This window comes from Streptomyces sp. NBC_01622 (genome assembly GCF_045209635.1).
Lineage (GTDB): Bacteria > Actinomycetota > Actinomycetes > Streptomycetales > Streptomycetaceae > Streptomyces.
This window is the reverse complement of the sequence record NZ_CP109293.1, coordinates 6,663,264-6,685,112: the sequence shown is the minus strand read 5'-3', so window position 1 is coordinate 6,685,112 and position 21,849 is coordinate 6,663,264. Positions and strand designations below refer to the sequence as shown.

Sequence of the window (21,849 nt, the reverse complement as noted above, 5' to 3'; positions counted from 1 at the left end):
CGCGCCTACGCCGGGTCCGCCACGGCGAGTACCACCTTCCCCCGGTTCCGCCCCTCCCCCAACAACCGGTGCGCCTCCGCCGCGTCCGCGAGCCCGTACTCCTCCGTGACATCGATCCGTACGGCACCGGAGGCGGCCAGTGCCAGTGCGCTGAGCGCGTGGGCACGTACCGTCGCGGGGGCGCGGCGGGCGAGGTCGCCGATGTTGTAGCCGGTGAGGGTGCGGTTGTTCTTCCAGATCGGGAGGACGGGGAGTTGGAGGTCGGGGTGGCGGGCCGCTTCGCCGTAGACCGCGAGGCGGCCGAACGGGGCCAGGACCTCGAAGCTCGCCAGCCGGGTGGGGCCGCCGACCGGGTCGAGGACGATGTCGACGCCCCGGCCGGAGGTGGCCGCGAGGACCGCCTCGGGGAAGCCCTCGCGGACGAAGACCTCGTCGTAGCCGAAGGAGCGGCGGGCGTACTCCGCCTTCTCCGGGGTGCTGACGGTGCCGTAGACCTCGGTGGCTCCCAGCGCCCGGGCGAGCTGCGCCGCCGCCCCGCCGACACCGCCCGCCGCCGCGTGGACGAGGAGCGTGTCGCCGGGGGCGATGCGGGCGGCGCCGGCCAGTACGCCGTAGGCCGTCGTCAGGACGAGCGCTGCGCCGCCGGCCGTACGCGGGTCGAGGCCGTCCGGGAGCGGGAAGGTGAAGGCGGCCGGGGCTACGGCGTACTCCGCGTAGCCTCCGCCGTCCGGGAGGTACGCCGTCACCGCGTCGCCGACCGACACTCCCGTGACGCCCTCGCCCAGGGCCGCCACCCGGCCGGATGCCTCCAGGCCCGTGACGGTCTCGCCGTCGGGTTCGCCGAAGTCGCCGAGGCGGTGCTGTATCTCGCCGTAGTTGACGCCGGCGTAGGCGACGCGGATCAGGACCTCGCCGGGGCCCGGCTCGGGGTCGGGGAGGTCCACGAGGCGCAGTACCTCCGGTCCGCCGGTCTCCTTGAACGCGCTCGCCCGCATGGGCCCACCCCTCCGTGTCGAGTGCCCGGTGCCCGGTGCCCGGTGATCGGGACCGGGTCGTGCGGAAGGCCGAAACCTGCGATCTCCTGTCTCTATTCCGGCCCTCCGGGGGCGCGCCCGGTCCGAATTCCACTCGCCCGGGCGCATCGCGGTCCGAATACTGGAATGCTGGACTTGTCGTGCGGACGGACGCGAACAGGGCGCGGACGGGCAGGGCGGGCTATGGGGGGCCGAACATCGTGGAGGACAGGGTGCGGGTGGTCATCGCCGAGGACTCAGTGCTGCTGAGGGAGGGCCTGACCCGGTTGCTGACCGACCGCGGGCACGACGTGGTGGCCGGCGTGGGCGACGGGGACGCGCTGGTCAAGACGATCACCGAGCTGGCCGACCAGGGCGCGCTGCCGGACGTGGTGGTGGCGGACGTACGGATGCCGCCGACGCACACGGACGAGGGCGTGCGGGCGGCGGTGGAGCTGCGCAAGGCGCATCCCGGTCTCGGTGTGCTGGTGCTGTCGCAGTACGTGGAGGAGCGCTACGCCACCGAGCTGCTGGCCGGTTCCACCCATGGCGTGGGCTATCTGCTGAAGGACCGGGTGGCCGAGGTGCGGGAGTTCGTCGACGCGGTGGTGCGGGTGGCCTCGGGGGGTACGGCGCTGGACCCGGAGGTGGTCGCGCAGTTGCTGGGGCGCAGCCGCAAGCAGGACGTGCTGGTGCGGCTCACCCCGCGGGAGCGGGAGGTACTGGGGCTGATGGCGGAGGGGCGGACGAACTCCGCGATAGCCCGGCAGCTGGTGGTGAGCGACGGCGCGGTCGAGAAGCACGTCAGCAACATCTTCCTGAAGCTGGGGCTGTCGCCGAGTGACGGGGACCACCGGCGTGTTCTGGCCGTCCTCACCTACCTCAACTCCTGACAAACTGACACGGTGTCAGACATCAGCCGTTAGCCGAGCCTAGAACCGGACAATGCATGGGGAGCGTCTTCAAGGGAAGCGTCGGGGGGCGAGAAATCATGACAAGTCAGGTTGTCAAGCCGTCTCAAAATAGCGTCCAACATGCGAACGGCCCAAGGAAGGCGACCCTTACGGACGTAGGGTTGATCCTGGGAGGGTCGGCGGTTCGACCATGCCCGGACAGCGTCCTCGAAGAGGAGGTCCAGTTCAGTGACCAGCCAGGTCAGTAGCCCAGCGGAGCAGGCCGACGGAGCCGACAGCACGTTGGTCGGGGAACAACGCAAACCGGCGGGGGTGAAGGACGTCCACCGCCTGGACCGGGTGATCATCCGGTTCGCCGGTGACTCGGGCGACGGTATGCAGCTCACCGGTGACCGCTTCACCTCGGAGACGGCGTCCTTCGGGAACGACCTCTCCACACTGCCGAACTTCCCGGCCGAGATCCGCGCCCCCGCAGGCACCCTGCCGGGGGTTTCGTCGTTCCAGCTGCATTTCGCCGACCACGACATCCTGACCCCGGGCGACGCGCCCAACGTGCTGGTCGCGATGAATCCGGCCGCCCTGAAGGCGAACATCGCCGATGTGCCGCGCGGTGCGGAGGTCATCGTCAACACGGACGAGTTCACCAAACGGGCGCTGCAGAAGGTGGGTTACGCCGCCTCGCCCCTCGACGACGGGTCGCTGGACGGCTACAGCCTGCACCCCGTCCCGCTCACCACCCTCACCGTCGAGGCGCTCAAGGACTTCGGCCTGACCCGCAAGGAGGCCGAGCGCAGCAAGAACATGTTCGCGCTGGGCCTGCTGTCGTGGATGTACCACCGGCCGACCGAGGGCACGGAGAAGTTCCTCAAGTCGAAGTTCGCGAAGAAGCCGGAGATCGCGGCGGCCAACATCGCGGCGTTCAGGGCGGGTTGGAACTTCGGCGAGACGACGGAGGACTTCGCGGTCTCCTACGAGGTCGCCCCGGCCGCCACCGCGTTCCCGACCGGCACCTACCGCAACATCTCCGGGAACCTCGCCCTGTCCTACGGCTTGGTCGCCGCGTCCCAGCAGGCGGACCTGCCGCTCTTCCTGGGCTCGTACCCCATCACCCCGGCCTCCGACATCCTGCACGAACTCAGCAGGCACAAGAACTTCGGCGTACGGACCTTCCAGGCCGAGGACGAGATCGCCGGCATCGGCGCGGCACTGGGCGCGGCCTTCGGCGGCTCGCTGGCCGTCACCACCACGTCCGGCCCGGGGGTGGCCCTGAAGTCGGAGACGATCGGTCTCGCCGTCTCCCTCGAACTCCCCCTCCTCATCCTGGACATCCAGCGCGGCGGCCCGTCCACCGGCCTCCCGACCAAGACCGAGCAGGCGGACCTGCTTCAGGCGATGTACGGCCGCAACGGCGAAGCACCGGTGCCCATCGTCGCCCCGTGCACGCCGGCCGACTGCTTCGACGCGGCGCTCGAAGCCGCACGGATCGCACTGACGTACCGCACCCCGGTGATGCTCCTCTCGGACGGCTACCTCGCCAACGGCTCCGAGCCCTGGCGCATCCCCGACATCGACGAACTCCCGGACCTCACCGTCCAGTTCGCCCAGGGCCCGAACCACACCCTGGACGACGGCACCGAGGTCTTCTGGCCCTACAAACGCGATCCGCAGACCCTCGCCCGCCCCTGGGCGATCCCCGGCACGCCCGGCCTGGAACACCGCATCGGCGGCATCGAGAAGCAGGACGGCACGGGCAACATCTCCTACGACCCCGCCAACCACGACTTCATGGTCCGCACCCGGCAGGCCAAGATCGACGGCATCGACGTGCCGGATCTGGAGGTCGACGACCCGCACGAGGCGCGCACGCTGGTCCTCGGCTGGGGCTCCACGTTCGGCCCGATCACGGCGGCGGTACGGCGCCTGCGCGCCTCCGGCGAGTCGATCGCACAGGCGCACCTGCGCCACCTCAATCCCTTCCCGCGGAATCTCGGCGCGGTCCTGAAGCGTTACGAGAGAGTGGTGATCCCCGAGATGAACCTCGGCCAGCTCGCCACGCTGGTCCGGGCGAAGTACCTGGTGGACGCGCACTCGTACAACCAGGTGAACGGCATGCCGTTCAAGGCTGAGCAGCTCGCCACGGCTCTCAAGGAGGCCATCGATGGCTGAGACGTCCACGGAAGGCACGGGCACGATCGAAGCACTTTCGCTCGTCCCCAAGGCCGAGGCAGTGCAGTCCATGAAGGACTTCAAGTCCGATCAGGAAGTGCGCTGGTGCCCCGGCTGCGGTGACTACGCGGTCCTCGCGGCGGTCCAGGGTTTCATGCCGGAACTGGGCCTCGCCAAGGAGAACATCGTCTTCGTCTCCGGCATCGGCTGCTCCTCCCGCTTCCCGTACTACATGAACACGTACGGCATGCACTCCATCCACGGCCGCGCCCCGGCGATCGCGACGGGCCTGGCGGCGAGCCGGCGGGACCTGTCGGTGTGGGTGGTGACGGGCGACGGCGACGCGTTGTCGATCGGCGGCAACCACCTGATCCACGCCCTTCGCCGCAACGTGAACCTGAAGATCCTCCTGTTCAACAACCGGATCTACGGCCTGACGAAGGGCCAGTACTCGCCGACCTCGGAGGTCGGAAAGATCACGAAGTCGACGCCGATGGGTTCGCTGGACGCCCCGTTCAACCCGGTATCCCTGGCCATCGGCGCGGAGGCGTCGTTCGTGGCCCGGACGATCGACTCGGACCGCAAGCACCTGACGCAGGTCCTGCGCGAGGCCGCCGCCCACCCCGGCACCGCCCTGGTCGAGATCTACCAGAACTGCAACATCTTCAACGACGGCGCCTTCGACGCGCTGAAGGACCGCCAGCAGGCCGAGGAGGCGGTGATCCGCCTCGAACACGGACAGCCGATCCGCTTCGGGGCGGAGGGCGCGCGGGGTGTGGTGCGGGATGCGGCGACAGGTGACCTGAGGGTGGTCGACGTGACGCCGGAGAACGAGGCGCAGGTCTTGGTGCACGACGCCCACGCAACGTCTCCGACGACAGCTTTCGCCCTGTCCCGCCTGGCCGACCCCGACACGCTGCACCACACGCCGATCGGGGTGCTGCGGTCGGTGGAGCGGCCGGTGTACGACACACAGATGGCGGACCAGCTCGACTCCGCGATCGTGCAGAACGGGAAGGGTGACCTGGCCGCGTTGTTGGCGGGCGGGGACACCTGGACTGTCGTGGGCTGACGGTTCCGGTCACGCGAAGGGCCTGGGTACGACGCCCAGGCCCTTGTGTCCGCCCGGATCACACGTCGGGAATGTCACGCTTTGCCCGGATAAGGGTATCTCTGGTGATAACGACGATGCGCTCATAGTCGGCGCGGGCGGCGTCGGGCGGGAGGAGGGCATCGAGTTCTTCGGTGCGGTCCGTGCCGATGACGGCGAAATTTCCGTCACTTAGTTCGAATAGGTCGGGGCAAGTCTCATTTGTGTGACTGCCTCGCATACTGGGCGGGTCTCCGAGGCGACGGACAATGGCAGCTGCGGCAAGTTCGCTGAGCACTCGGAGCCTTCTGTTGGACGGAACAATTATTATTCCGGACAACTATAACCGCGAATGACATCGCATTTTGCATCGAGCCGCACGTCAGGGGCATGGCGGTTCCCCTGAATGCCCCACAACCCACCATTCATCCGGTTCATCCGCAAGCTCTTCCATGATGCTGTCCAGCGCTTCACCGACGCGCCGTTCCAGCGAGTCGACCGGAAGACTTCTGCGATGCTCGCCCGTCCGGTCCCAATATTCCGCGAAAAGGGAGTTCCTACAGAGAATTCTCAGATGGCCGAGGAGTTCTCCCCAGCCGAACGTCCCTATGCGATAGGACAGGAGGAGAGACGCGTACTGGCGGTTGGCGAAGATCATCTGTCGACGCTTGGCGTCGGAGATCCCGCCCAGCGTGCTCCGCGCGTCGGCCAGCGAAGGGTCGTCGATCGTCCGGTCCATCTGCTCCATGGCGATGCGGTATTCCTGGATCAGGTTGGCGCGGTGCACCTCCTCGGTCATGCGCGCCAATTGCCGCAGCAGCTCCGCGAAGAACTCGTCCTGACTCCTGCGCCGGGCCCCGCCGACGAAAGGAGAACGCATCCACGCCAGTCCCGCCACCACTGCAGAACCGATACTTCGCGCGGCCGAATTCCGTGTGGGCATGTGACGGCATCCCCCTGATCTGGTGACCCGCGATCCGACCAGGGGGAACGCGGGCTGGGCACAGCAGTCGCGCACCCCACCTCCAGCGTGCCCTGCAACTCAAGTCGGCGCGGAGGCGGAGAGGGGGCGCATGGATGGTTGTGTCTCACATGTCGACCAACGCCCTGACATATGTGTGCCCCCTGGCGCCGTGCACATGCCCTCAGTCGCCCGGGGCACACCGCATCGCTCCTGCTCAGAGCCCCCTCTTCCGTGCGTCATAATCCTCCCGCGCCTTCTCCACCTCCCCCATCCGCGACTCCGTCCACAGCGCCAGCGCCCGCACCTGTTCCGCCGCCTCGTGGCCCAGGTCGGTCAACGAATAGTCGACCCGCGGCGGGATCACCGGCTTGGCGTCGCGATGTACCAGGCCGTCCCGCTCAAGCGTCTGCAACGTCTGGGTCAGCATCTTCTCGCTGACGTTGCCGATCGCCCGGCGGAGTTCGCTGAAGCGGTACGGGCGGTCGAGGAGTTCGATGAGGACGAGGACGCCCCAGCGGGACGTGACGTGTTCCAGGACCAGGCGGTACGGGCACATCACCGCGCCCACGGTGTCCTTGCCTGCCACCTCGCTACTTACTGCCATGCCGGTACCTTACTTCAAAGTGGGTACTTTCGCTGAGTTAGCGCACCTCCTAGGGTTAGTGCCATCGCACCCCACAAGGAGTAGTCATCATGAGCATCGTCGTCACCGGAGCCACCGGACACCTCGGCCGCCTCGTCGTGGAACAGCTGCTGGAGAAGGTTCCGGCCGACCAGGTCACCGCTGTCGTGCGCACCCCGGAGAAGGCCGCCGACTTCGCCGAGCGCGGCGTGAAGATCGTCGTCGCCGACTACAACGCCCCGGAGACCTTCGACTCCGTCTTCGCCGCCGGCGACAAGGTGCTGCTGATCTCCGGCAACGAGTTCGACAAGGGGCGGGTCGAGCAGCACAAGGTCGTCATCAACGCCGCGAAGGCCGCCGGAGCCGCCCTCCTCGCCTACACCAGCGCCCCCGGCTCCCTCACCGCCGCCCTGGCCGACGACCACCGCGGCACCGAGGAGGCGCTGCTCGCCTCCGGCCTGCCGTACACCCTGCTGCGCAACGGCTGGTACAACGAGAACTACACCGAGCAGCTGGCCCCGGTCCTGGAGCACAGCGCCGTCGTGAACGCCGCCGGTGACGGCCGGGTCTCCTCCGCCGCCCGCGCCGACTACGCCGCTGCCGCCGTCGCCGTACTGACCGGCGAGGGCCACGAGAACCAGACGTACGAGCTGGGCGGCGACGAGGCCTGGGGCTTCGCCGAGTACGCGGCCGAGCTGAGCCGGCAGACCGGCAAGGAGATCGCCCACAACAACGTCCCCGGCGAGGTCCTCATCGGCATCCTCACCGGCGCCGGCCTGCCCGAGCCGTTCGCGGCGATCCTCGCCGGTGTCGACGCCTCCATCGAGAAGGGCGAGCTGGTCGTCGCCACCGGTGACCTGTCCCGGCTCTCCGGCCGTCCGACCACGCCGATCGCCGAGGCGATCGCCGTCGCGCTCAAGGGCTGACACCGCCCACACGGGAGCACCCCCGTCTGTCATGACCGTATGGCGATACGGGCATGACAGACGGGGGCGCTCGGCGCTACCTTCGTGCAGGTTGCACCGACGCAGCCGGGGCATGGCGCGCGAAGGAGGGGCCCGTGAGCGAGAAGCCGAGCGGGAGGCCGAAGGGCGAACAGCACCACATAGGGCTGCTGAACGGCTTCGCGGCATACGGCATGTGGGGACTGGTCCCGCTGTTCTGGCCGCTGCTCAAGCCGGCCGGCGCCGCCGAGATCCTCGCCCACCGGATGGTGTGGTCGCTCGCCTTCGTCGTCGTGGCGCTGCTCGTGGTCCGACGCTGGGCCTGGATCGGCGAACTGCTGCGCCAGCCACGTAAGTTGGGGCTCGTCGCGATCGCCGCGGGCTTCATCACCGTCAACTGGGGCGTCTACATCTGGGCCGTGAACAGCGGCCATGTCGTCGAGGCCTCGCTCGGCTACTTCATCAACCCCCTCGTCACCATCGCGATCGGCGTCCTGCTCCTGAAGGAACGGCTGCGCCCGGCGCAGTGGGCCGCGGTCGGCGTCGGTCTCGCCGCCGTGATCGTGCTGACCGTCGGCTACGGACAGCCGCCGTGGATCTCCCTCTGCCTCGCCTTCTCCTTCGCGACCTACGGCCTGGTGAAGAAGAAGGTCAACCTCGGCGGCATCGAGTCACTGGCCGCGGAGACCGCGATCCAGTTCCTGCCCGCGCTCGGCTATCTGCTGTGGCTGGGCGCACACGGCCGGGCGACGTTCGCGCAGGAGGGCGCCGGACACGCCGCGCTGCTCGCCTCCACCGGCATCGTCACCGCACTGCCCCTCGTCTGCTTCGGCGCGGCGGCGATCCGGGTGCCGTTGTCGACGCTGGGCCTGCTGCAGTACCTGGCACCGGTCTTCCAGTTCCTGCTCGGCATCCTCTACTTCCACGAGTCCATGCCGCCCGCACGCTGGGCGGGCTTCGCACTGGTGTGGCTGGCCCTCGTCCTGCTGACGACGGACGCGTGGCGCACGGCACGGAGGGGCAGGGCGGCAGCGGCGGCGGTCTTGAAGGACAGGGCCGCGACCGCGCGTACGAACCCGGTGGACACGGTCGACACGGTCGAGGCGTAGTCCGGCGGGCGCGACGGGCACGTCCTGTCCGCGCCGGCTGTCAGTGCCGGGTGCCACAGTGGAAGGCATGACACAGACTCCCGCGCCGACAGGCACCCCCGCCCCGGTCCACTGGAAGCTCGTCATCGACGCCGCCGACCCGCACGCGCAGGCGGACTTCTGGGCCGCCGCGCTGCACTACGAGGCCGAGGACAACAGCGCGCTCGTCGAACGGCTCCTGGAACTGGGCGCGTTGCCCGCCGCCGCGACCGTCGACTTCCACGGCCGCCCGGCCTTCCGCGACCTGATGGCCGTACGGCATCCCGACGACCCGTACGACAAGGAGCGCGGCACCGGGCTCGGCCGGCGGCTGCTGTTCCAGCGGGTGCCGGAGGCGAAGACCGTCAAGAACCGGCTGCACATCGATCTGCATCCGGGGGAAGGACGGCGGGAGGCCGAGGTGGAACGGCTGACGGGGCTGGGGGCGAGCGTGCTGCGCCAGGTGTCGGAGCCCGCCGGCGCGTGGGTGGTGATGGCGGACCCCGAGGGCAACGAGTTCTGCGTGTCGTAGGCCTTTCCGGCGACGGGGTTCAGTCGGCGGCCCGGCGGGCGCGTTCGGTGAGGCGGCCCATGCGGGCGCGGGCGGACTCCAGTTGCTCGATGTCGTCGACGGCGGGGCCGTCCTCGGTGGTGAGTTCGGTCCACAGGTCGATCAGGGCGCGGCCGAGGGACAGGCCCTGCCCGGGGTCGCGTACGGCGCGCCAGGCGGTGGCCGCGCTCTGGACGTTGCCGTAGGCGCCCTCCGCGTCGTGGGCGCGGTGGCGGATGCCGGCGAGGTCGAGGGAGAGGTGGAAGGAGCGGACCGGGTCACCGGCCAAGTAGGCGATGTAGGAGGTGAGTTCGCGCAGCCGCAGTACTTCGAGGTGGTCGGGCCCGAGGGCGTCGGCGGCCTCGTCCACGGTCCGCTCCGCCAGCGACGCCGCCTCCTCGATCCGGCCCGCCTTCACGGCCTCGTTGATCAGCGCCATCGGCTCCGCGAGAAACGCGACACCTTCACCGGCGGTCACCATCGGATCGTCCCCGAGCACGGCCTCGGCCACCGCGTCGAAGCCGCGGGCGGGCGTCGGCTTGGGATCCGGTTCGGGGGCGGTGAGTACCAGGTCGGGGATGGGGGCGGGGGCGGGTTGGGGGGCGCGCTCAGCAGTAAAGGGAAGCCGTTCCGCGGCGACCGGCGGTGCGTCCGCGACCGGCGGAAGGGCGGGCAGGGCCCGCGGCGGACCGTCCATGCTCGGCGGCGGGCCGAACTGCCCCGTCGGGGGCCGGACCGAACCGAGCGGTGTGCCGGTCTGTGCCGGTTCCGGTACGGCGGGCAGGGGGAACGTCGGCGCAGTCTCCCCCGCCGACTCGGGCACCGCCCGCAACGGGAACGTCGGGACCACCGGCCCCGCCGCCCCTCCTTCCGGTTCCTGCACCGGCACCGCCCGCAGCCGATGCGTCGCCGGGTCGCCGCCCGGAAGGCGGTCCTCGGGCTCCCGCTCCGGCTCCGGGTGCCGCTCCGCTGCTACGACCCCTGCGGGCGCCGACGCGGGCGGAAGCGCAGGCGGAAGCGCGGGCTGCGGCGGAGGAAAGCCCGCCGGCGCACCGGTACCCGAGGGCGCCGCAGCGATCTCGCCCACCCCTGCCGCGCCCCCCGTCGCCCGCGGCTCCGCCGTGAAGTGCGTAGAGCCGTCCAGGTCGATCTGGAGGGGGACGACATAACCGATGCGGTCGTCGTGGATCGTGGCGTGGACGGGGTGGCCGGTGGCCGTGGCGATGCGGTGGAGGTGGGTCAGGACCACCTGCTGGATCTCCTCGCCCGGGGGCACGGTGACCGGCACGCCGCCGATCGACGCGCCGCCCGCGCCCGGGCCGTCCACGGGGACGCGTACCTCGAAGGGTGACGCCGCGGGTGCCGAGCGTGCCGCTCGCTTCTGTTCCCGCTTCTTCTCGCGGCTGAGTCGAGACATCGGTTCCCTCACTCGCATGCGCCGGGGAGCCGGCCGGCGCTCCCCAGCGTCAAGATCCGTTCGTACGCGTACTGTTGAGTCTCGCCGTTCCCTTCCGGTTCTCAGGTCACCGCGACGTCACAGCCTCGTCCCAGGAGTTCCCGGACCCGTCGCGCCCGTTCGGAGGCCGTGAGGATCCGGCGGGGCCACGAGGGAGGAGCTCGGTCATGCAGACAGGTGGACGGCGGGGGCCGGAGATCTGGCTCCGTGGACCGGTGGACGACGGTCCACGCACGGGCACACCTGCGGCGCCCGGGCGTGTCTCCAGTATCCCCGCCTCCCCGCGCCGTTTCTCCTGGGTCGCCACCCACGGCGGCGCCGGCGTCACCACCCTCACGGCGGTCTACGGCGGTCAGGACTGCGGTCGCGACTGGCCCGGGCCGGAGGACCCGCCGTCGGTGCTGTTCGTCGCCCGTACGCACGCGGCCGGGCTGGCGTCCGTCTCGCGGGCCGTGGAGGTGTTCCGGCGCGGTGCGGCGCCGGCCGGGCTGGACCTCGACGCGGTGGTCCTGGTCGCGGACGCGCCGGGGCGGCTGCCGCGCGAGCTCGCCGCGTACGTCAAAACGATCGAGTCGGTCATCGACGTGTACCGGGTGCCCTGGGTACCGGCCTGGCGGCTCGGCGATCTGAGCGGTGAGCCGCCCCGCGAGACCGAGGCGCTGGTCCGGCTCACGGGGGCGGACCGCCACCCTCGCTGACACCCCGGGTACCCCCATGCGCACGATGGACAATTAATTGCGCGCGCATATAATGCAGACGGCTATAACACCCGCGCGCCGACCATCCCTGGGGGACCCATGACCCGCCGTTTCCTCTTCGTCCTGGGCAGCGCCCGCACCGACGGCAACACCGAACTGCTCGCCCGCCGGGCCGCCGAGCAGCTGCCCCCGGACGTCGAGCAGCAGTGGATACGCCTCGCCGAGCATCCGCTCCCCGACTTCGTGGACCTCCGGCACGACGGCCCCGTCCAGGCGCCCACCGCCGACAACGCCACGCGGCTCCTCGACGCGACCCTCGCCGCGACGGACGTCGTGATCGCCTCGCCGGTCTACTGGTACTCCGTGTCCGGCCTCACCAAGCGCTACCTGGACTACTGGTCCGGCTGGCTGCGGGTCCCCGGCGCCGACTTCAGGGCGACGATGGCCGGCCGCACCCTCTGGGGCGTCTCCGTCCTCGCCGAGGAGGAAGAGGTGGTCGCCGATCCGCTGGTCGGCACGCTCAACAACTCGGCCGCGTACATGAAGATGCGCTTCGGCGGGGTCCTGCTGGGCAACGGCAGCGACCGGGGTGACGTAATGAAGGACGAGCGGGCACTGGCCCGGGCGAAGACGTTCTTCGCGCGGGACGCGGCCCTCGCCCGCTTCCCGCACGAGACGAGCGGAGACTGAGAGCGGCCACTACGCCGTGATGTCCTTCGCCGTGAACCTCGCCCACGCCGCCGAGCCGAACACCGCCGCGTACAGCACCTGCAGGCCGAGGTTCTTCACCAGGTCGTCCCAGTAGACCGGGTCGCGCATGAGGTCGGCGAAGGACAGCCAGTAGTGGGAGAAGAAGTACGGCTGGAGCGCGTGCAGTTGGGGGATCTGGTCGAGGATCTGGACGGTGATCAGCAGGCCCACGGTCGTCGCCATCGCCGCGATGCCGCTGCTCGTCATCGTCGAGATGAAGAGCCCCAGGGCCGCTATACCGATGAGGGAGGCGGCGACCACCAGCGCGATCAGCAACGCCCGGCCCAGTCCGTCCGCGAAGCTGATCTGGGTGCCGGAGATCGTCGTCAGGTCACCCAGCGGGAAGAGCAGCGCCCCGACCGTCAGCGCCGAGAGCGCCACGACCAGGGTCGCCACCAGGCAGAACGTCATCACCGTCGCGTACTTGGTGAGCAGCAGTCGGGTGCGGCCCGCGGGGGCGACCAGGAGGTAGCGCAGGGTGCCGCCGCTGGCCTCGCCGGCGATCGCGTCGCCCGCGACGACCCCGATCGCCATGGGGAGGAAGAACGGGAGGGTCGCGGCCAGGGCGGTGAACACCAGGAACAGGCCGTTGTTGGTGATCTGCGCGATGAACGCCGGTCCCCCGCCGTCCCCGCGCCCGGGCCCGGCCCCGTCCTGTGTCTCCAGTTTGACCGCGATGCCGACCAGGATCGGGACGGCGGCCAGGACGCCGAGGAGTGCGAGCGTGCGCCAGCGGCGGAACGTGGTGACCAGCTCGCTGCGCAGCAGTCCGAAGGTCCACAACGGGCTGACTCTGCGCAGCACTTCAGCCTGCGACATCGAAGCCCTCCCCCGTGAGCGCCACGAACGCGTCCTCCAGGGAGGCCCGTTCGACGCCGAAGCCGCGGACGCGGACCCCGGCGGTCACCAACGCCTTGTTCACCTCGGCCAGTTCACGGTCCGGCGGCTCCGCCGTCACCCGCTCCTCCGCCACGACCACGTCGGCCAGCCCCTGTTCCTTCAGCACGCGGGCCGCGTCGCCGGTGTCGGGGGTCGTCACGAACAGCCGCCCCCTCGCCCCGGCCGCCAGCTCGGTCACCGAGCCCTGGGTGATCAGTCTGCCCTGGGTCATCACGGCCGCGTGGGTGCAGACCTGCTCGATCTCGTCCAGGAGGTGGGAGGAGAGGAAGACCGTCGTGCCGTCCGAGGCCAACTCCCGGATCAGGGAACGGATTTCGCGCATGCCCTGCGGGTCGAGGCCGTTGGTCGGCTCGTCCAGGACGAGCAGCTTGCGGGGCTGGAGCAGTGCGGAGGCGAGGCCCAGCCGCTGCTTCATGCCCAGGGAGTAGGCCTTGGCCTTCTTCCCGGAGGCCGCTGTCAGGCCGACCCGGTCGAGGGCGGCGGCGACACGGGTCCGCCGGGTGCGCGGGTCGGCGGTCGGGTCGGCGGCGTCGTAGCGCAGGAGGTTGTCGCGGCCGGAGAGGAAGCCGTACAGGGCGGGGCCCTCGATCAGGGCGCCGACGTGCGGCAGGACCGTGCGGACGGATCTCGGCATGGGGCGGCCGAGGACGCGGGCCGTGCCGGAGGTGGGCTCGATCAGGCCCATCAGCATGCGGATGGTGGTGGTCTTGCCGGATCCGTTGGGACCGAGGAAGCCGAAGACGCTGCCCGCCGGGACGGCCAGGTCGAGACCGTCCACGGCGAGCTGTCCGCCGCGGAAGCGCTTGGTGAGGCCGCGGGTGGCGATGATGCCGCCGCCACCCGCGTCCGCCTGTTCCGTCTCCTCAGCGGACGGTTCGTCCATCGGCTCCCTCAATTCCCGTGCTCCACAGGGTACTTGCCTACTTCGCCGCGTCGGCCGCCTTCACCAGCGCGCTCTTGGTGACCGCGCCGACGTAGACCTTGCCGTTGTCCGTGACCAGGGCGTTGATCAGCCGGGTCGAGTAGACCGTGCCCGAACCGAACGAGCCCTTCACCTGGTCGCCGAGCGAGCTGAGGAAGCCGCCGAGGTCGCCGCCGCCGGACGAGGAGCCGGTCGGGATGCCCTTGCCGCCGGTGTCGAGGACGGCGATGGAGTTCCAGCCCTTGCCGAGGACCGTCGGGTCAGCGAGGCCCTTGCCGAGGTCGTCCTCGGACTTGCCGGACTTGGAGGAGTGGTCCGGAGCCGTCTTGGTGGCGTCCGCGCTGTCCTCCGTGGTGACCTTCGCGCCCTTGGGCGTCTTGAAGTCGAAGGTCGAGGCGGCCGGCTTGGCGAGGCTGAGCTGGGTGAAGCCGACATCGACGACGGCCGCGCCGCCGCTCGCCGGGGTGAGCGTGAACTTGAGCGGCAGGCCGGTCTTCGCGTCCACCGCGATGCTGATCGCGCCGACCGTCGTGCCGGACTGCTTGGGCTTGATCAGCAGTTTGTAGGCGTCGCGGCCCGCGACGTGCTCGGTGCCGTCGACGGTGACCGAGGTGGTGTCGTCGACCGACTTCAGCGCCTCGTCGGTGAGGCCCTTGGGCGTGGCCCTGGTCTCGTCGCTCTTGGAGGTGTCGGCGGAGGTCGTGCCGTGGAAGACCTCGTTCGACTGGCTGTCGTAGCCCCAGACGTCCTTGCCGTTGTGGATGAGGCTGTACTCCGCCGCGTTCTCCAGGAGGGAGACCTTCTGCTTGTCGGGGCCGTCGGCCGCGACGCGCAGGGTGTGGGTGCCGGTGGCCAGCTCGGTGAGCTTGGCGGTGGGGTCGGCGGAGGAGCCGTCGCCGGACTTCGTGGCGCCGGACAGCATGCTGCTCTCCAGGCCGCCGAGGTCGGGCAGGCCGAGGTCCGTGCTGATCTTCACCGTGCCGGACAGCTGCTGGACGTCCGACTTGGCGACCTTGTCGAGGAGTTGCTGTGCGGTGATCTTCGGGAGATTCGGGTCGCCGGAGTCGGCGAGCGCCGGGACCAGTCCGATGGTCGCCGCCGCCACCCCCACCACGGTGACCGGGACGATGTACCGCGCCGCCCTGCGCCGCCCGGACCGGAGCTCGTCGGCCTCTCCGGTGTCCGTGCTGTCGTCGGTTTCGTACGGTGCCATGTCTGCCTTACCTCCGTCGTCGGCGGCGGCCTTCGCGTCCTGTACTCGTCCCACTCTGTGCCGCCATTCTCACCCGAATCGGTGAGGAGTGGTGATTTCCGTGTTCTCCATCTGACCAAATCCGCGAGGGATAAGCGTCAGACCCGGGAGCCAACTCCGCGTACACCTGGGGTATGACACGCGGAGGCGGCGCCTCCCCGAAACCCCTAGGGGAAGCCGTCGCCCGCACAGGGCAGTTGACCGGCATCGAGTAGAAACCATCTTGAATGCGTACATATGGGTGGCAGCAGACCGCATCGACCAAAGGGGTCGCCATGCACACCACCCAGCACCTCACCGGATACGCGGCCACGGGCGCCGCGATCCTCGCACTCGCGCTCGCCGGATGCGGAAGCAGTGGAAGCGGCGGCTCGGCCGGCACTACGGCCACGGCCACCGCGGGGACGACCCTCATGACCGCCAAGGTCGACAAGGTGGGCACCGTCGTGACCGACAGCAAGGGGTACGTCCTCTACCGCTTCGACGCCGACTCGGTCCACCCGACGAAGGTCAGCTGCTACGGCACCTGCGCCGTGGTCTGGCCCGCCGCGACCGTCAAGGGCTCCGTCACCGTCAAGGGCATCGACAAGAAGCTCGTCTCGACGGTCAAGCGCGCCGGCGGGACCTCACAGCTCACGCTGGCCGGCTGGCCCCTCTACCGGTACGCCAAGGACGACAAGCCCAAGGAGGCCTACGGCCAGGGCGTGGACGGCACCTGGTGGGCGGTGACGCCCACCGGGGCGAAGGCCACGGCAGCCGCCTCCTCCAGCACGGGAGGCAGTGGCTACTGAACCGGCTCAGCCCGCGCGGTGCACCACCGCGTCGCACATCTCCAGGAGGGCGACCTTGGCGGCGCACTCGGGGAGCGGGGCGAGGGCCGCGCGGGCGTCCTCCGCGTAGCGGACGGTGTCGCGGCGGGCCTGCTCCAGGGCCGGGTGGTCCCGGAGCCGGGAGATGGCCTCGGCGAGGCGGGCGTCGTCCGTGAGGTCGGAGTCGAGGAGTTCGCACAGGGCGATGTCCTCGGCCAGGCCCAGGCGGTCCGCGCGCTCCCGCAGCCGTAGCACCGGCAGGGTGGGGATGCCCTCGCGCAGGTCCGTGCCGGGGGTCTTGCCGGACTCGTGGCCGTCGGAGGCGATGTCCAGGACGTCGTCGGCGAGCTGGAAGGCGACGCCGAGCCGCTCGCCGTACTGGGTGAGGACGTCGACGACGGTCTCGTCGCAGCCGGACATCATCGCGCCGAACCGGCAGGCGACCGCGACCAGGGAGCCGGTCTTGCCGCCGAGCACGTCGAGATAGTGCTCGACCGGGTCGCGCCCGTCCGAGGGTCCCGCGGTCTCCAGGATCTGGCCGGTGACCAGGCGTTCGAACGCCTCGGCCTGCACGCGCACCGCCTCGGGCCCGAGGTCGGCCAGGGTGTGCGACGCGCGCGCGAAGAGGAAGTCGCCGGTGAGGACCGCGACCGAGTTGCCCCAGCGGGTGTTGGCGCTCTCCACGCCCCGGCGCACGGCCGCCTCGTCCATCACGTCGTCGTGGTAGAGCGTGGCGAGATGGGTCAGCTCGACGACTACCGCCGAGGGGACGACCCCCGGCGCGTAGGGATCGCCGAACTGTGCGGCGAGCATCACGAGGAGCGGCCTGAACCGCTTCCCGCCCGCGCGCACGAGATGCTGGGCGGCCTCCGTGATGAAGGGCACCTCGCTCTTGGTGGCTTCGAGCAGACCCTCCTCGACTGCCGCCATTCCGGCCTGGACATCGGCTTCCAGAGCCTGGTCCCGCACGCTCAGCCCGAACGGCCCGACGACGGTCACGAGGGGTCTCCTGTCTGCTGGTGTCCCTGGGCGGTCACACGGATTGTCGATAGGTCGCTGCCATCACTCAAGTCAGCGTATCCGGTCGGCTTTCGATCACCCATGCCGCCCACCCCGTCCACCCCAGGCGGTATCGGATCATGACCGGTATGTTTTTGATCACCTGATAAGAACGGATATGTGTTGACTTAGGTGGAAGCCGTGGATCGTGTCTCGTACCGCACTTGAAGCCGAGCCCGCCGACCAGCCGCCTCCCGGGGACGACCACGCCTTCTTCGGCCAGCCCAAGGGGCTGCTCACGCTCTCCGGTCTCGAGGTCTGGGAGCGTTTCTCGTTCCTGGGCATGCAGGCCATCCTCGTCCTCTGCTTCGCGGATACCGTCGCGCACGGCGGCATGGGCATGTCGTCCGGAACGGCCGCATCCGTATCCGCAGCCTACGGAACCCTGGTCTATCTCGTCTCGGTCGCGGGCGGCTGGCTCGCCGACCGCATCCTCGGCTCGTACCGGGCGGTGCTGTGGGGCGGTGTCCTCATCGCGTGCGGGCACTACGCGATGGCGGTCCCGACCTCCACGATGACCTGGGTCGGCCTCGGTCTCATCAGCGCCGGCACCGGCCTGCTCAAACCCAACGTGGCCACCATGGTCGGCAAGCTCTACCGCACCGACGACGAGCGCCGGGACGCCGGTTTCGCGCTCTACTACATGGCCATCAACATCGGCGCGTTCGCGGGCCCGCTGATCACCGGCTGGCTCGGCGACCACGAGGGCTGGCACTGGGGCTTCTCGGCCGCCGCGATCGGCATGACCTTCGGACTGATCCAGTACGTCGCCGGCCGCCGTCATCTCGCCGGGCGCACAAACACGGCCGAGTTCGCACTCGCACCGGACGCGCTGTGCCGCGCGGTGCGGCTCGTCGTCGTAGGAATCCTGGTGGCCGCCGTCCTCGCGACCGGCCTGGCCCTCGCCGGGTGGCTCACCATGGGCCGCTTCGTCGACCTGCTCACGGTGATCTCCGTGATCGCGCCCGTCGTGTACTTCGCGGTGATGTTCATGAGCCCCCGGGTGACCCCCGAGGAACGCGGCCGACTGCGCCCGTACATCGTGCTCTTCCTGGCCTCGACCGTCTTCAACTTTCATTCTCTTCCAGGCCTATTCGACGATGATGCTGCTGGCCGCGTCGAACGCCGAGACGACCATCCTGGGTTTCGACTTCCCCGCGAGCTGGTACGCAAGCGCGCTCGGCGCCTTCGAGGTCGGGCTCGCGCCCGTGGTCGCCGCGCTCCGGGTCCGCATGGGGCGTGGCCGGCCGCACGCCTCCAACAAGATCGCGATCGGCGTCGTCCTCGGCGGACTCTCCTTCCTGCTGATGGTCCTGCCGACCAGCGGGCACAGCGGCGACGCCTACCGGATGTCGGCCTGGTGGATCGTCGGCTCGTACTTCCTGCTCGGCCTCGGCGACATCCTCCTGGAGACCTCCGGCATGTCGGCCACCACGAAGCTCACCCCGGCCGCGTTCTCCAGCCAGACCATGTCCCTCTGGTTCCTGTCCCTCGCCCTCGCGAACGGCATCCAGGCCCAGACGGTGAAGCTCTACGACGACGTCTTCAAGCCGGCCTACTTCGGCGTCAACGGCGCGATCGCGGTGGCCGCGGGCCTCGCGGTGATGGCCGCCGCGCCCTGGCTGCGCCGCACCATGCACCCGGCCCACTGAACCGAGGGGTCCCCTCATGCGCATCCGTACGTCCTTCCCCAACGAGACGGCCCACGAGGACATCCGCATCCCGATGCCCGACGGAACACGGCTCTACGCGCGCGTGTGGCGCCCGCTGACGAACGAACCCGTGCCGGCGCTCCTCGAATACCTCCCGTACCGCCTGACCGACTGGACCGCGCCCCGCGACGCCCAGCGCCACCCCTGGTACGCGGGCCACGGCTACGCCTCCGTCCGCGTCGACGTCCGCGGCCACGGCAACAGCGAGGGCACACCCGGCGACGAGTACGACGCGCAGGAACTCGCCGACGGCGTCGAGGTCGTCAACTGGCTTGCCGCACAACCCTGGTGCACCGGAAAGGTGGGCATGTTCGGCATCTCCTGGGGCGGCTTCAACTCCCTCCAGATCGCCGCCCTCGCCCCGGAGCCGTTGAAGGCGATCGTCACGGTCTGCGCCACGGACGACCGCTACGACAACGACGTGCACTACATGGGCGGTTCGGCCCTCGCCGTCGACCTGCACGCCTGGGCGGCCACCATGCTCGCCTTCGTCGCCCGCCCGCCGGACCCCGAGTACGCGGGCCTGATCTGGCGCGACATGTGGCTCAAGCGCCTCGAACGGATCGACCCGTTCATCCACACCTGGCTCGCCCACCAGCTCCGCGACGACTACTGGAAGCACGGCAGCGTCTGCGAGGACTACGGCGCGATCCGGGCGGCCGTCCTCGCGGTGGGCGGCTGGCACGACCCGTACCGCGACACGGTCCTACGGCTCGTCGAACACCTCCCGCCCGACCGGGTGCGCGGCCTGATCGGGCCGTGGTCCCACCAGTACCCCGACCGGGGCCTGCCGCCAGGACCCGCGATCGGCTTCCTCCAGGAGACCCTCCGCTGGTGGGACCACTGGCTGAAGCCTGCATCCGACAGTGCCTCCGGCACGGGGGACACCGGAGTCACCGCCGACCCGCTCCTGCGCGCCTACGTCAGCGACTCGCATCCTCCGGCCACGGTCTACGACACCCTGCCCGGCCGTTGGGTCGGCGAGCCCGCGTGGCCCTCGCCGCACGTGAAGACGACGACGTACGGTCTGCGGGGCGCGCCCGTCGTGGTCCGCTCCCCCATGCACACCGGTGTGGACGCGGGCCGTTTCTTCCCGTTCGGGAACGACGCCGACCTGCCGCCGGACCAGCGGGACGAGGACGCGCGGTCGGCGTGCTTCGAGTTCGAGGTGCCGGCCGAGACGTGGGTGCTGGGGCGGCCGAGGGTGCGGCTGCGGCTGACGAGTGAGGTGGAGCGCGGGCAGGTGATCGCCCGGCTGTGCGATGTCGCCCCGGACGGTTCCTCGACGCTGGTCACCCGGGGGGTGCTGAACCTGTCGGCTCGGCACGGGCGGGACCGGGCGGTGCCGTGGACGCCGGGCGCCACGGAGGACGTGACCTTCGAGCTGAACGCCATCGGGCACGCGTTCCCGCCCGGGCATCGCATCCGGCTCGCGGTGTCGTCGGCGTACTGGCCGTGGATCTGGCCGCAGCCGGAGTCGGGGGCGGGGTTCACGTTGGATCCGGAGGGGAGTGCGCTGGAACTTCCCGTGCGGGAGCGGGAGTTGACCTACGACATTCGCTTCGACGAGCCCGAGGAGGCCGCGCCGATCGGGGTCAACTACCCGGCCACGCTGGACGAGCCGCGGCCCGAGCGGCTGGTCGTGCGGGACGTGGCGAAGGGCGAGTGGCGGCTGGAGGTGGATCCCCGGTACGGCGGCACGCGTGTGTATCCGGACGGGCTTGAGTTCACCGAGGACGCGCTGGAGACGTACACGATCGACGAGTCGGATCCGTTGTCCGCCCGTACGCGGTCCGATTGGACGATCCGGCTGCATCGGCCGGAGCTGGGATGGGACACGACCGTGCGCACGCGGTCCGAGATCACTTGCGACGAAACGGACTTTATTACCTCGAATGAGGTGATCTGCACCGAGGGCAGCGAAGTGATCTTTCATCGCACCTGGGAGAAAAGGATTCCGAGAACTGCCAGTTGAGGACGAATGCCCGATTTGCCGTTCTTAATCCCGTCGTGAGTTGGGTCACGTATTTCTGTGGGTGACCTGTGGTCCTGTGTTTTTAGGTTTCCCCTTGCGGCTATTGACAGTTGAACCTTGGCTTACGCAAAGGATCAACTGCCCCATACGCCTCAGATCAAGGTCAATACGGGTTAGGTGTGATTCCGCCACTTGTTCCGGACATGTGCTCTCGCATAGTTTCCGGGCCTGTCGAGCGGAACGCCGAATCCTGCCGCCGCCCGGCATCCCAGTCACGAACTTCTCGCACGGCAGGAGCGGGGGACCCAGGTAAGTCGCCGGACCGGTCAGCACGACCGGGACGGCTTGGGGTTAAGTCACGTCCGTGAGGGCGTGGCCGGGCACCTCCCAGCCCGAACCCGACAGCTCACCTCGCAGGCGACGGAGAGGAACCTCGTCATGCCTGCATCCGCTCAGTCCCGCCGCGCCCGCCTTGTCCGCCGTGTCGTTGTCGCCGGTACCGGTGTCGCGATCCTCGCCCTGCCCGTCGTGGGGGCGACCACCGCCTCGGCCGCCACGACCTCGTCGACCACGGTCGCCGGGTACCCCAACACCCTTGACGGGTGGATCCGTGAGTCGCTCGCGATCATGGCGCAGAAGGGGATTCCGGGGACGTACAACGGGATCTACCGGAACGTGATCCGTGAGTCGTCCGGCAACCCGTACGCGATCAACAACTGGGACTCCAACGCGGCGGCCGGTACGCCGTCGAAGGGGCTGCTCCAGGTCATCGACCCGACGTTCAACGCGTATCACGTTGCCGGGACTTCGTTCGACCCGTATGACCCGGTTGCGAACATCACGGCTGCTTGCAACTACGCGGCGGCGGTGTACGGGTCGATCGACAACGTTTACGGGGCTTACTAGAAACGTGGGACCAGTCACGA

The 21,849-nt window shown here is 69.8% G+C and carries 20 protein-coding genes, 1 pseudogene and 1 riboswitch; of the genes and pseudogenes, 12 read left to right on the top strand and 9 right to left on the bottom strand.

Going from position 1 to position 21,849, the window contains the following annotated elements; genetic code table 11:
- Positions 1-5 precede the first annotated feature (5 nt).
- On the bottom strand, positions 6-995 hold the full coding sequence (locus tag OH768_RS30820) for a zinc-binding alcohol dehydrogenase family protein (RefSeq protein WP_406459015.1): 990 nt from the start codon (positions 993-995) through the stop codon (positions 6-8).
- Between the two features lie 251 nt (positions 996-1,246).
- On the opposite strand from OH768_RS30820, the gene OH768_RS30815 reads away from it, so the two are divergent.
- The 3 genes from OH768_RS30815 (at position 1,247) to OH768_RS30805 (ending at position 5,165) form a co-directional block, all read left to right on the top strand.
- Complete coding sequence (locus tag OH768_RS30815) at positions 1,247-1,906, top strand: response regulator transcription factor (RefSeq protein WP_026179104.1); 660 nt, start codon at positions 1,247-1,249, stop codon at positions 1,904-1,906.
- Positions 1,907-2,155: 249 nt separating this feature from the next.
- On the top strand, positions 2,156-4,093 hold the full coding sequence (locus tag OH768_RS30810) for a 2-oxoacid:acceptor oxidoreductase subunit alpha (RefSeq protein WP_406459013.1): 1,938 nt from the start codon (positions 2,156-2,158) through the stop codon (positions 4,091-4,093).
- The gene (locus OH768_RS30805) at positions 4,086-5,165 is read left to right on the top strand and encodes a 2-oxoacid:ferredoxin oxidoreductase subunit beta (RefSeq protein ID WP_406459011.1); all 1,080 of its coding nucleotides are present in this window, start codon (positions 4,086-4,088) and stop codon (positions 5,163-5,165) included. Before OH768_RS30810 ends, OH768_RS30805 begins: the two co-directional genes overlap by 8 nt.
- Before the next feature lie 58 nt (positions 5,166-5,223).
- Here OH768_RS30805 and OH768_RS30800 read toward each other — a convergent pair whose 3' ends face one another.
- The 3 genes from OH768_RS30800 to OH768_RS30790 form a co-directional block, all read right to left on the bottom strand.
- Positions 5,224-5,424: a hypothetical protein gene (locus OH768_RS30800; RefSeq protein ID WP_406465510.1), complete on the bottom strand. Its 201-nt coding sequence runs from the start codon at positions 5,422-5,424 to the stop codon at positions 5,224-5,226.
- A gap of 141 nt (positions 5,425-5,565) precedes the next feature.
- Complete coding sequence (locus tag OH768_RS30795) at positions 5,566-6,126, bottom strand: DUF6082 family protein (RefSeq protein ID WP_406459009.1); 561 nt, start codon at positions 6,124-6,126, stop codon at positions 5,566-5,568.
- Between the two features lie 235 nt (positions 6,127-6,361).
- On the bottom strand, positions 6,362-6,751 hold the full coding sequence (locus tag OH768_RS30790; protein ID WP_406459007.1) for a winged helix-turn-helix transcriptional regulator: 390 nt from the start codon (positions 6,749-6,751) through the stop codon (positions 6,362-6,364).
- 89 nt (positions 6,752-6,840) lie between these two features.
- Between OH768_RS30790 and OH768_RS30785 the strand changes: the two genes are divergently transcribed.
- From OH768_RS30785 to OH768_RS30775, 3 genes are all read left to right on the top strand, one after another.
- Entirely contained in the window at positions 6,841-7,695 is an 855-nt protein-coding gene (locus OH768_RS30785) for an SDR family oxidoreductase (RefSeq protein WP_406459005.1), read from the top strand.
- A gap of 134 nt (positions 7,696-7,829) precedes the next feature.
- Positions 7,830-8,822, top strand: coding sequence for an EamA family transporter RarD (gene rarD / locus OH768_RS30780; RefSeq protein WP_406459003.1), 993 nt, complete (start codon positions 7,830-7,832; stop codon positions 8,820-8,822).
- A gap of 67 nt (positions 8,823-8,889) precedes the next feature.
- Positions 8,890-9,372, top strand: a complete 483-nt coding sequence (locus OH768_RS30775; RefSeq protein ID WP_406459001.1) for a VOC family protein — start codon at positions 8,890-8,892, stop codon at positions 9,370-9,372.
- 19 nt (positions 9,373-9,391) lie between these two features.
- Here the strand turns inward: OH768_RS30775 and OH768_RS30770 are convergent, their stop codons facing one another.
- Complete coding sequence (locus tag OH768_RS30770; RefSeq protein WP_406458999.1) at positions 9,392-10,807, bottom strand: tetratricopeptide repeat protein; 1,416 nt, start codon at positions 10,805-10,807, stop codon at positions 9,392-9,394.
- A 206-nt stretch (positions 10,808-11,013) separates the two neighbouring features.
- On the opposite strand from OH768_RS30770, the gene OH768_RS30765 reads away from it, so the two are divergent.
- Positions 11,014-11,544 carry a hypothetical protein gene (locus tag OH768_RS30765; RefSeq protein ID WP_406458997.1) on the top strand — a complete coding sequence of 177 codons (531 nt, stop codon included), beginning with the start codon at positions 11,014-11,016 and terminating at the stop codon, positions 11,542-11,544.
- Between the two features lie 99 nt (positions 11,545-11,643).
- Positions 11,644-12,234 carry a flavodoxin family protein gene (locus tag OH768_RS30760; protein WP_406458995.1) on the top strand — a complete coding sequence of 197 codons (591 nt, stop codon included), beginning with the start codon at positions 11,644-11,646 and terminating at the stop codon, positions 12,232-12,234.
- A gap of 9 nt (positions 12,235-12,243) precedes the next feature.
- Here OH768_RS30760 and OH768_RS30755 read toward each other — a convergent pair whose 3' ends face one another.
- From OH768_RS30755 to OH768_RS30745, 3 genes are read right to left on the bottom strand one after another with little or no spacing between them, the layout of a single operon-like run.
- Positions 12,244-13,113, bottom strand: coding sequence for an ABC transporter permease (locus OH768_RS30755; protein WP_406458993.1), 870 nt, complete (start codon positions 13,111-13,113; stop codon positions 12,244-12,246).
- On the bottom strand, positions 13,100-14,077 hold the full coding sequence (locus OH768_RS30750; protein WP_406458991.1) for an ABC transporter ATP-binding protein: 978 nt from the start codon (positions 14,075-14,077) through the stop codon (positions 13,100-13,102). The genes OH768_RS30755 and OH768_RS30750 overlap by 14 nt, the downstream gene beginning before the upstream one ends.
- A gap of 37 nt (positions 14,078-14,114) precedes the next feature.
- Positions 14,115-15,329, bottom strand: coding sequence for a LolA family protein (locus OH768_RS30745; protein ID WP_406458989.1), 1,215 nt, complete (start codon positions 15,327-15,329; stop codon positions 14,115-14,117).
- A gap of 314 nt (positions 15,330-15,643) precedes the next feature.
- On the opposite strand from OH768_RS30745, the gene OH768_RS30740 reads away from it, so the two are divergent.
- Positions 15,644-16,159, top strand: a complete 516-nt coding sequence (locus tag OH768_RS30740) for a hypothetical protein (protein WP_406458987.1) — start codon at positions 15,644-15,646, stop codon at positions 16,157-16,159.
- A 6-nt stretch (positions 16,160-16,165) separates the two neighbouring features.
- On the opposite strand, the gene OH768_RS30735 is transcribed toward OH768_RS30740, so the two are convergent.
- Positions 16,166-17,176, bottom strand: coding sequence for a polyprenyl synthetase family protein (locus OH768_RS30735; RefSeq protein ID WP_406458985.1), 1,011 nt, complete (start codon positions 17,174-17,176; stop codon positions 16,166-16,168).
- Between the two features lie 208 nt (positions 17,177-17,384).
- On the opposite strand from OH768_RS30735, the pseudogene OH768_RS30730 reads away from it, so the two are divergent.
- The 3 genes and pseudogenes from OH768_RS30730 to OH768_RS30720 all read left to right on the top strand — a co-directional run bounded on the left by OH768_RS30730 (position 17,385) and on the right by OH768_RS30720 (position 21,829).
- Positions 17,385-18,888 (top strand): annotated as a pseudogene (locus OH768_RS30730) (peptide MFS transporter).
- A 16-nt stretch (positions 18,889-18,904) separates the two neighbouring features.
- Complete coding sequence (locus OH768_RS30725) at positions 18,905-20,923, top strand: CocE/NonD family hydrolase (RefSeq protein ID WP_406458983.1); 2,019 nt, start codon at positions 18,905-18,907, stop codon at positions 20,921-20,923.
- A 231-nt stretch (positions 20,924-21,154) separates the two neighbouring features.
- Positions 21,155-21,356: riboswitch (cyclic di-AMP (ydaO/yuaA leader) on the top strand.
- A 5-nt stretch (positions 21,357-21,361) separates the two neighbouring features.
- Entirely contained in the window at positions 21,362-21,829 is a 468-nt protein-coding gene (locus tag OH768_RS30720; protein WP_200711651.1) for a transglycosylase SLT domain-containing protein, read from the top strand.
- Positions 21,830-21,849 lie beyond the last annotated feature (20 nt).

Coding starts and splice junctions, on each gene's coding strand:
- OH768_RS30820 (WP_406459015.1), bottom strand. CDS start 995: ATGCGGGCGAGCGCGTTCAAGGAGACCGGCGGACCGGAGGTACTGCGC.
- OH768_RS30805 (WP_406459011.1), top strand. CDS start 4,086: ATGGCTGAGACGTCCACGGAAGGCACGGGCACGATCGAAGCACTTTCG.
- OH768_RS30800 (WP_406465510.1), bottom strand. CDS start 5,424: ATGCGAGGCAGTCACACAAATGAGACTTGCCCCGACCTATTCGAACTA.
- OH768_RS30795 (WP_406459009.1), bottom strand. CDS start 6,126: ATGCCCACACGGAATTCGGCCGCGCGAAGTATCGGTTCTGCAGTGGTG.
- OH768_RS30790 (WP_406459007.1), bottom strand. CDS start 6,751: ATGGCAGTAAGTAGCGAGGTGGCAGGCAAGGACACCGTGGGCGCGGTG.
- OH768_RS30785 (WP_406459005.1), top strand. CDS start 6,841: ATGAGCATCGTCGTCACCGGAGCCACCGGACACCTCGGCCGCCTCGTC.
- OH768_RS30775 (WP_406459001.1), top strand. CDS start 8,890: ATGACACAGACTCCCGCGCCGACAGGCACCCCCGCCCCGGTCCACTGG.
- OH768_RS30770 (WP_406458999.1), bottom strand. CDS start 10,807: ATGTCTCGACTCAGCCGCGAGAAGAAGCGGGAACAGAAGCGAGCGGCA.
- OH768_RS30765 (WP_406458997.1), top strand. CDS start 11,014: ATGCAGACAGGTGGACGGCGGGGGCCGGAGATCTGGCTCCGTGGACCG.
- OH768_RS30760 (WP_406458995.1), top strand. CDS start 11,644: ATGACCCGCCGTTTCCTCTTCGTCCTGGGCAGCGCCCGCACCGACGGC.
- OH768_RS30755 (WP_406458993.1), bottom strand. CDS start 13,113: ATGTCGCAGGCTGAAGTGCTGCGCAGAGTCAGCCCGTTGTGGACCTTC.
- OH768_RS30750 (WP_406458991.1), bottom strand. CDS start 14,077: ATGGACGAACCGTCCGCTGAGGAGACGGAACAGGCGGACGCGGGTGGC.
- OH768_RS30745 (WP_406458989.1), bottom strand. CDS start 15,329: ATGGCACCGTACGAAACCGACGACAGCACGGACACCGGAGAGGCCGAC.
- OH768_RS30740 (WP_406458987.1), top strand. CDS start 15,644: ATGCACACCACCCAGCACCTCACCGGATACGCGGCCACGGGCGCCGCG.
- OH768_RS30725 (WP_406458983.1), top strand. CDS start 18,905: ATGCGCATCCGTACGTCCTTCCCCAACGAGACGGCCCACGAGGACATC.
- OH768_RS30720 (WP_200711651.1), top strand. CDS start 21,362: ATGCCTGCATCCGCTCAGTCCCGCCGCGCCCGCCTTGTCCGCCGTGTC.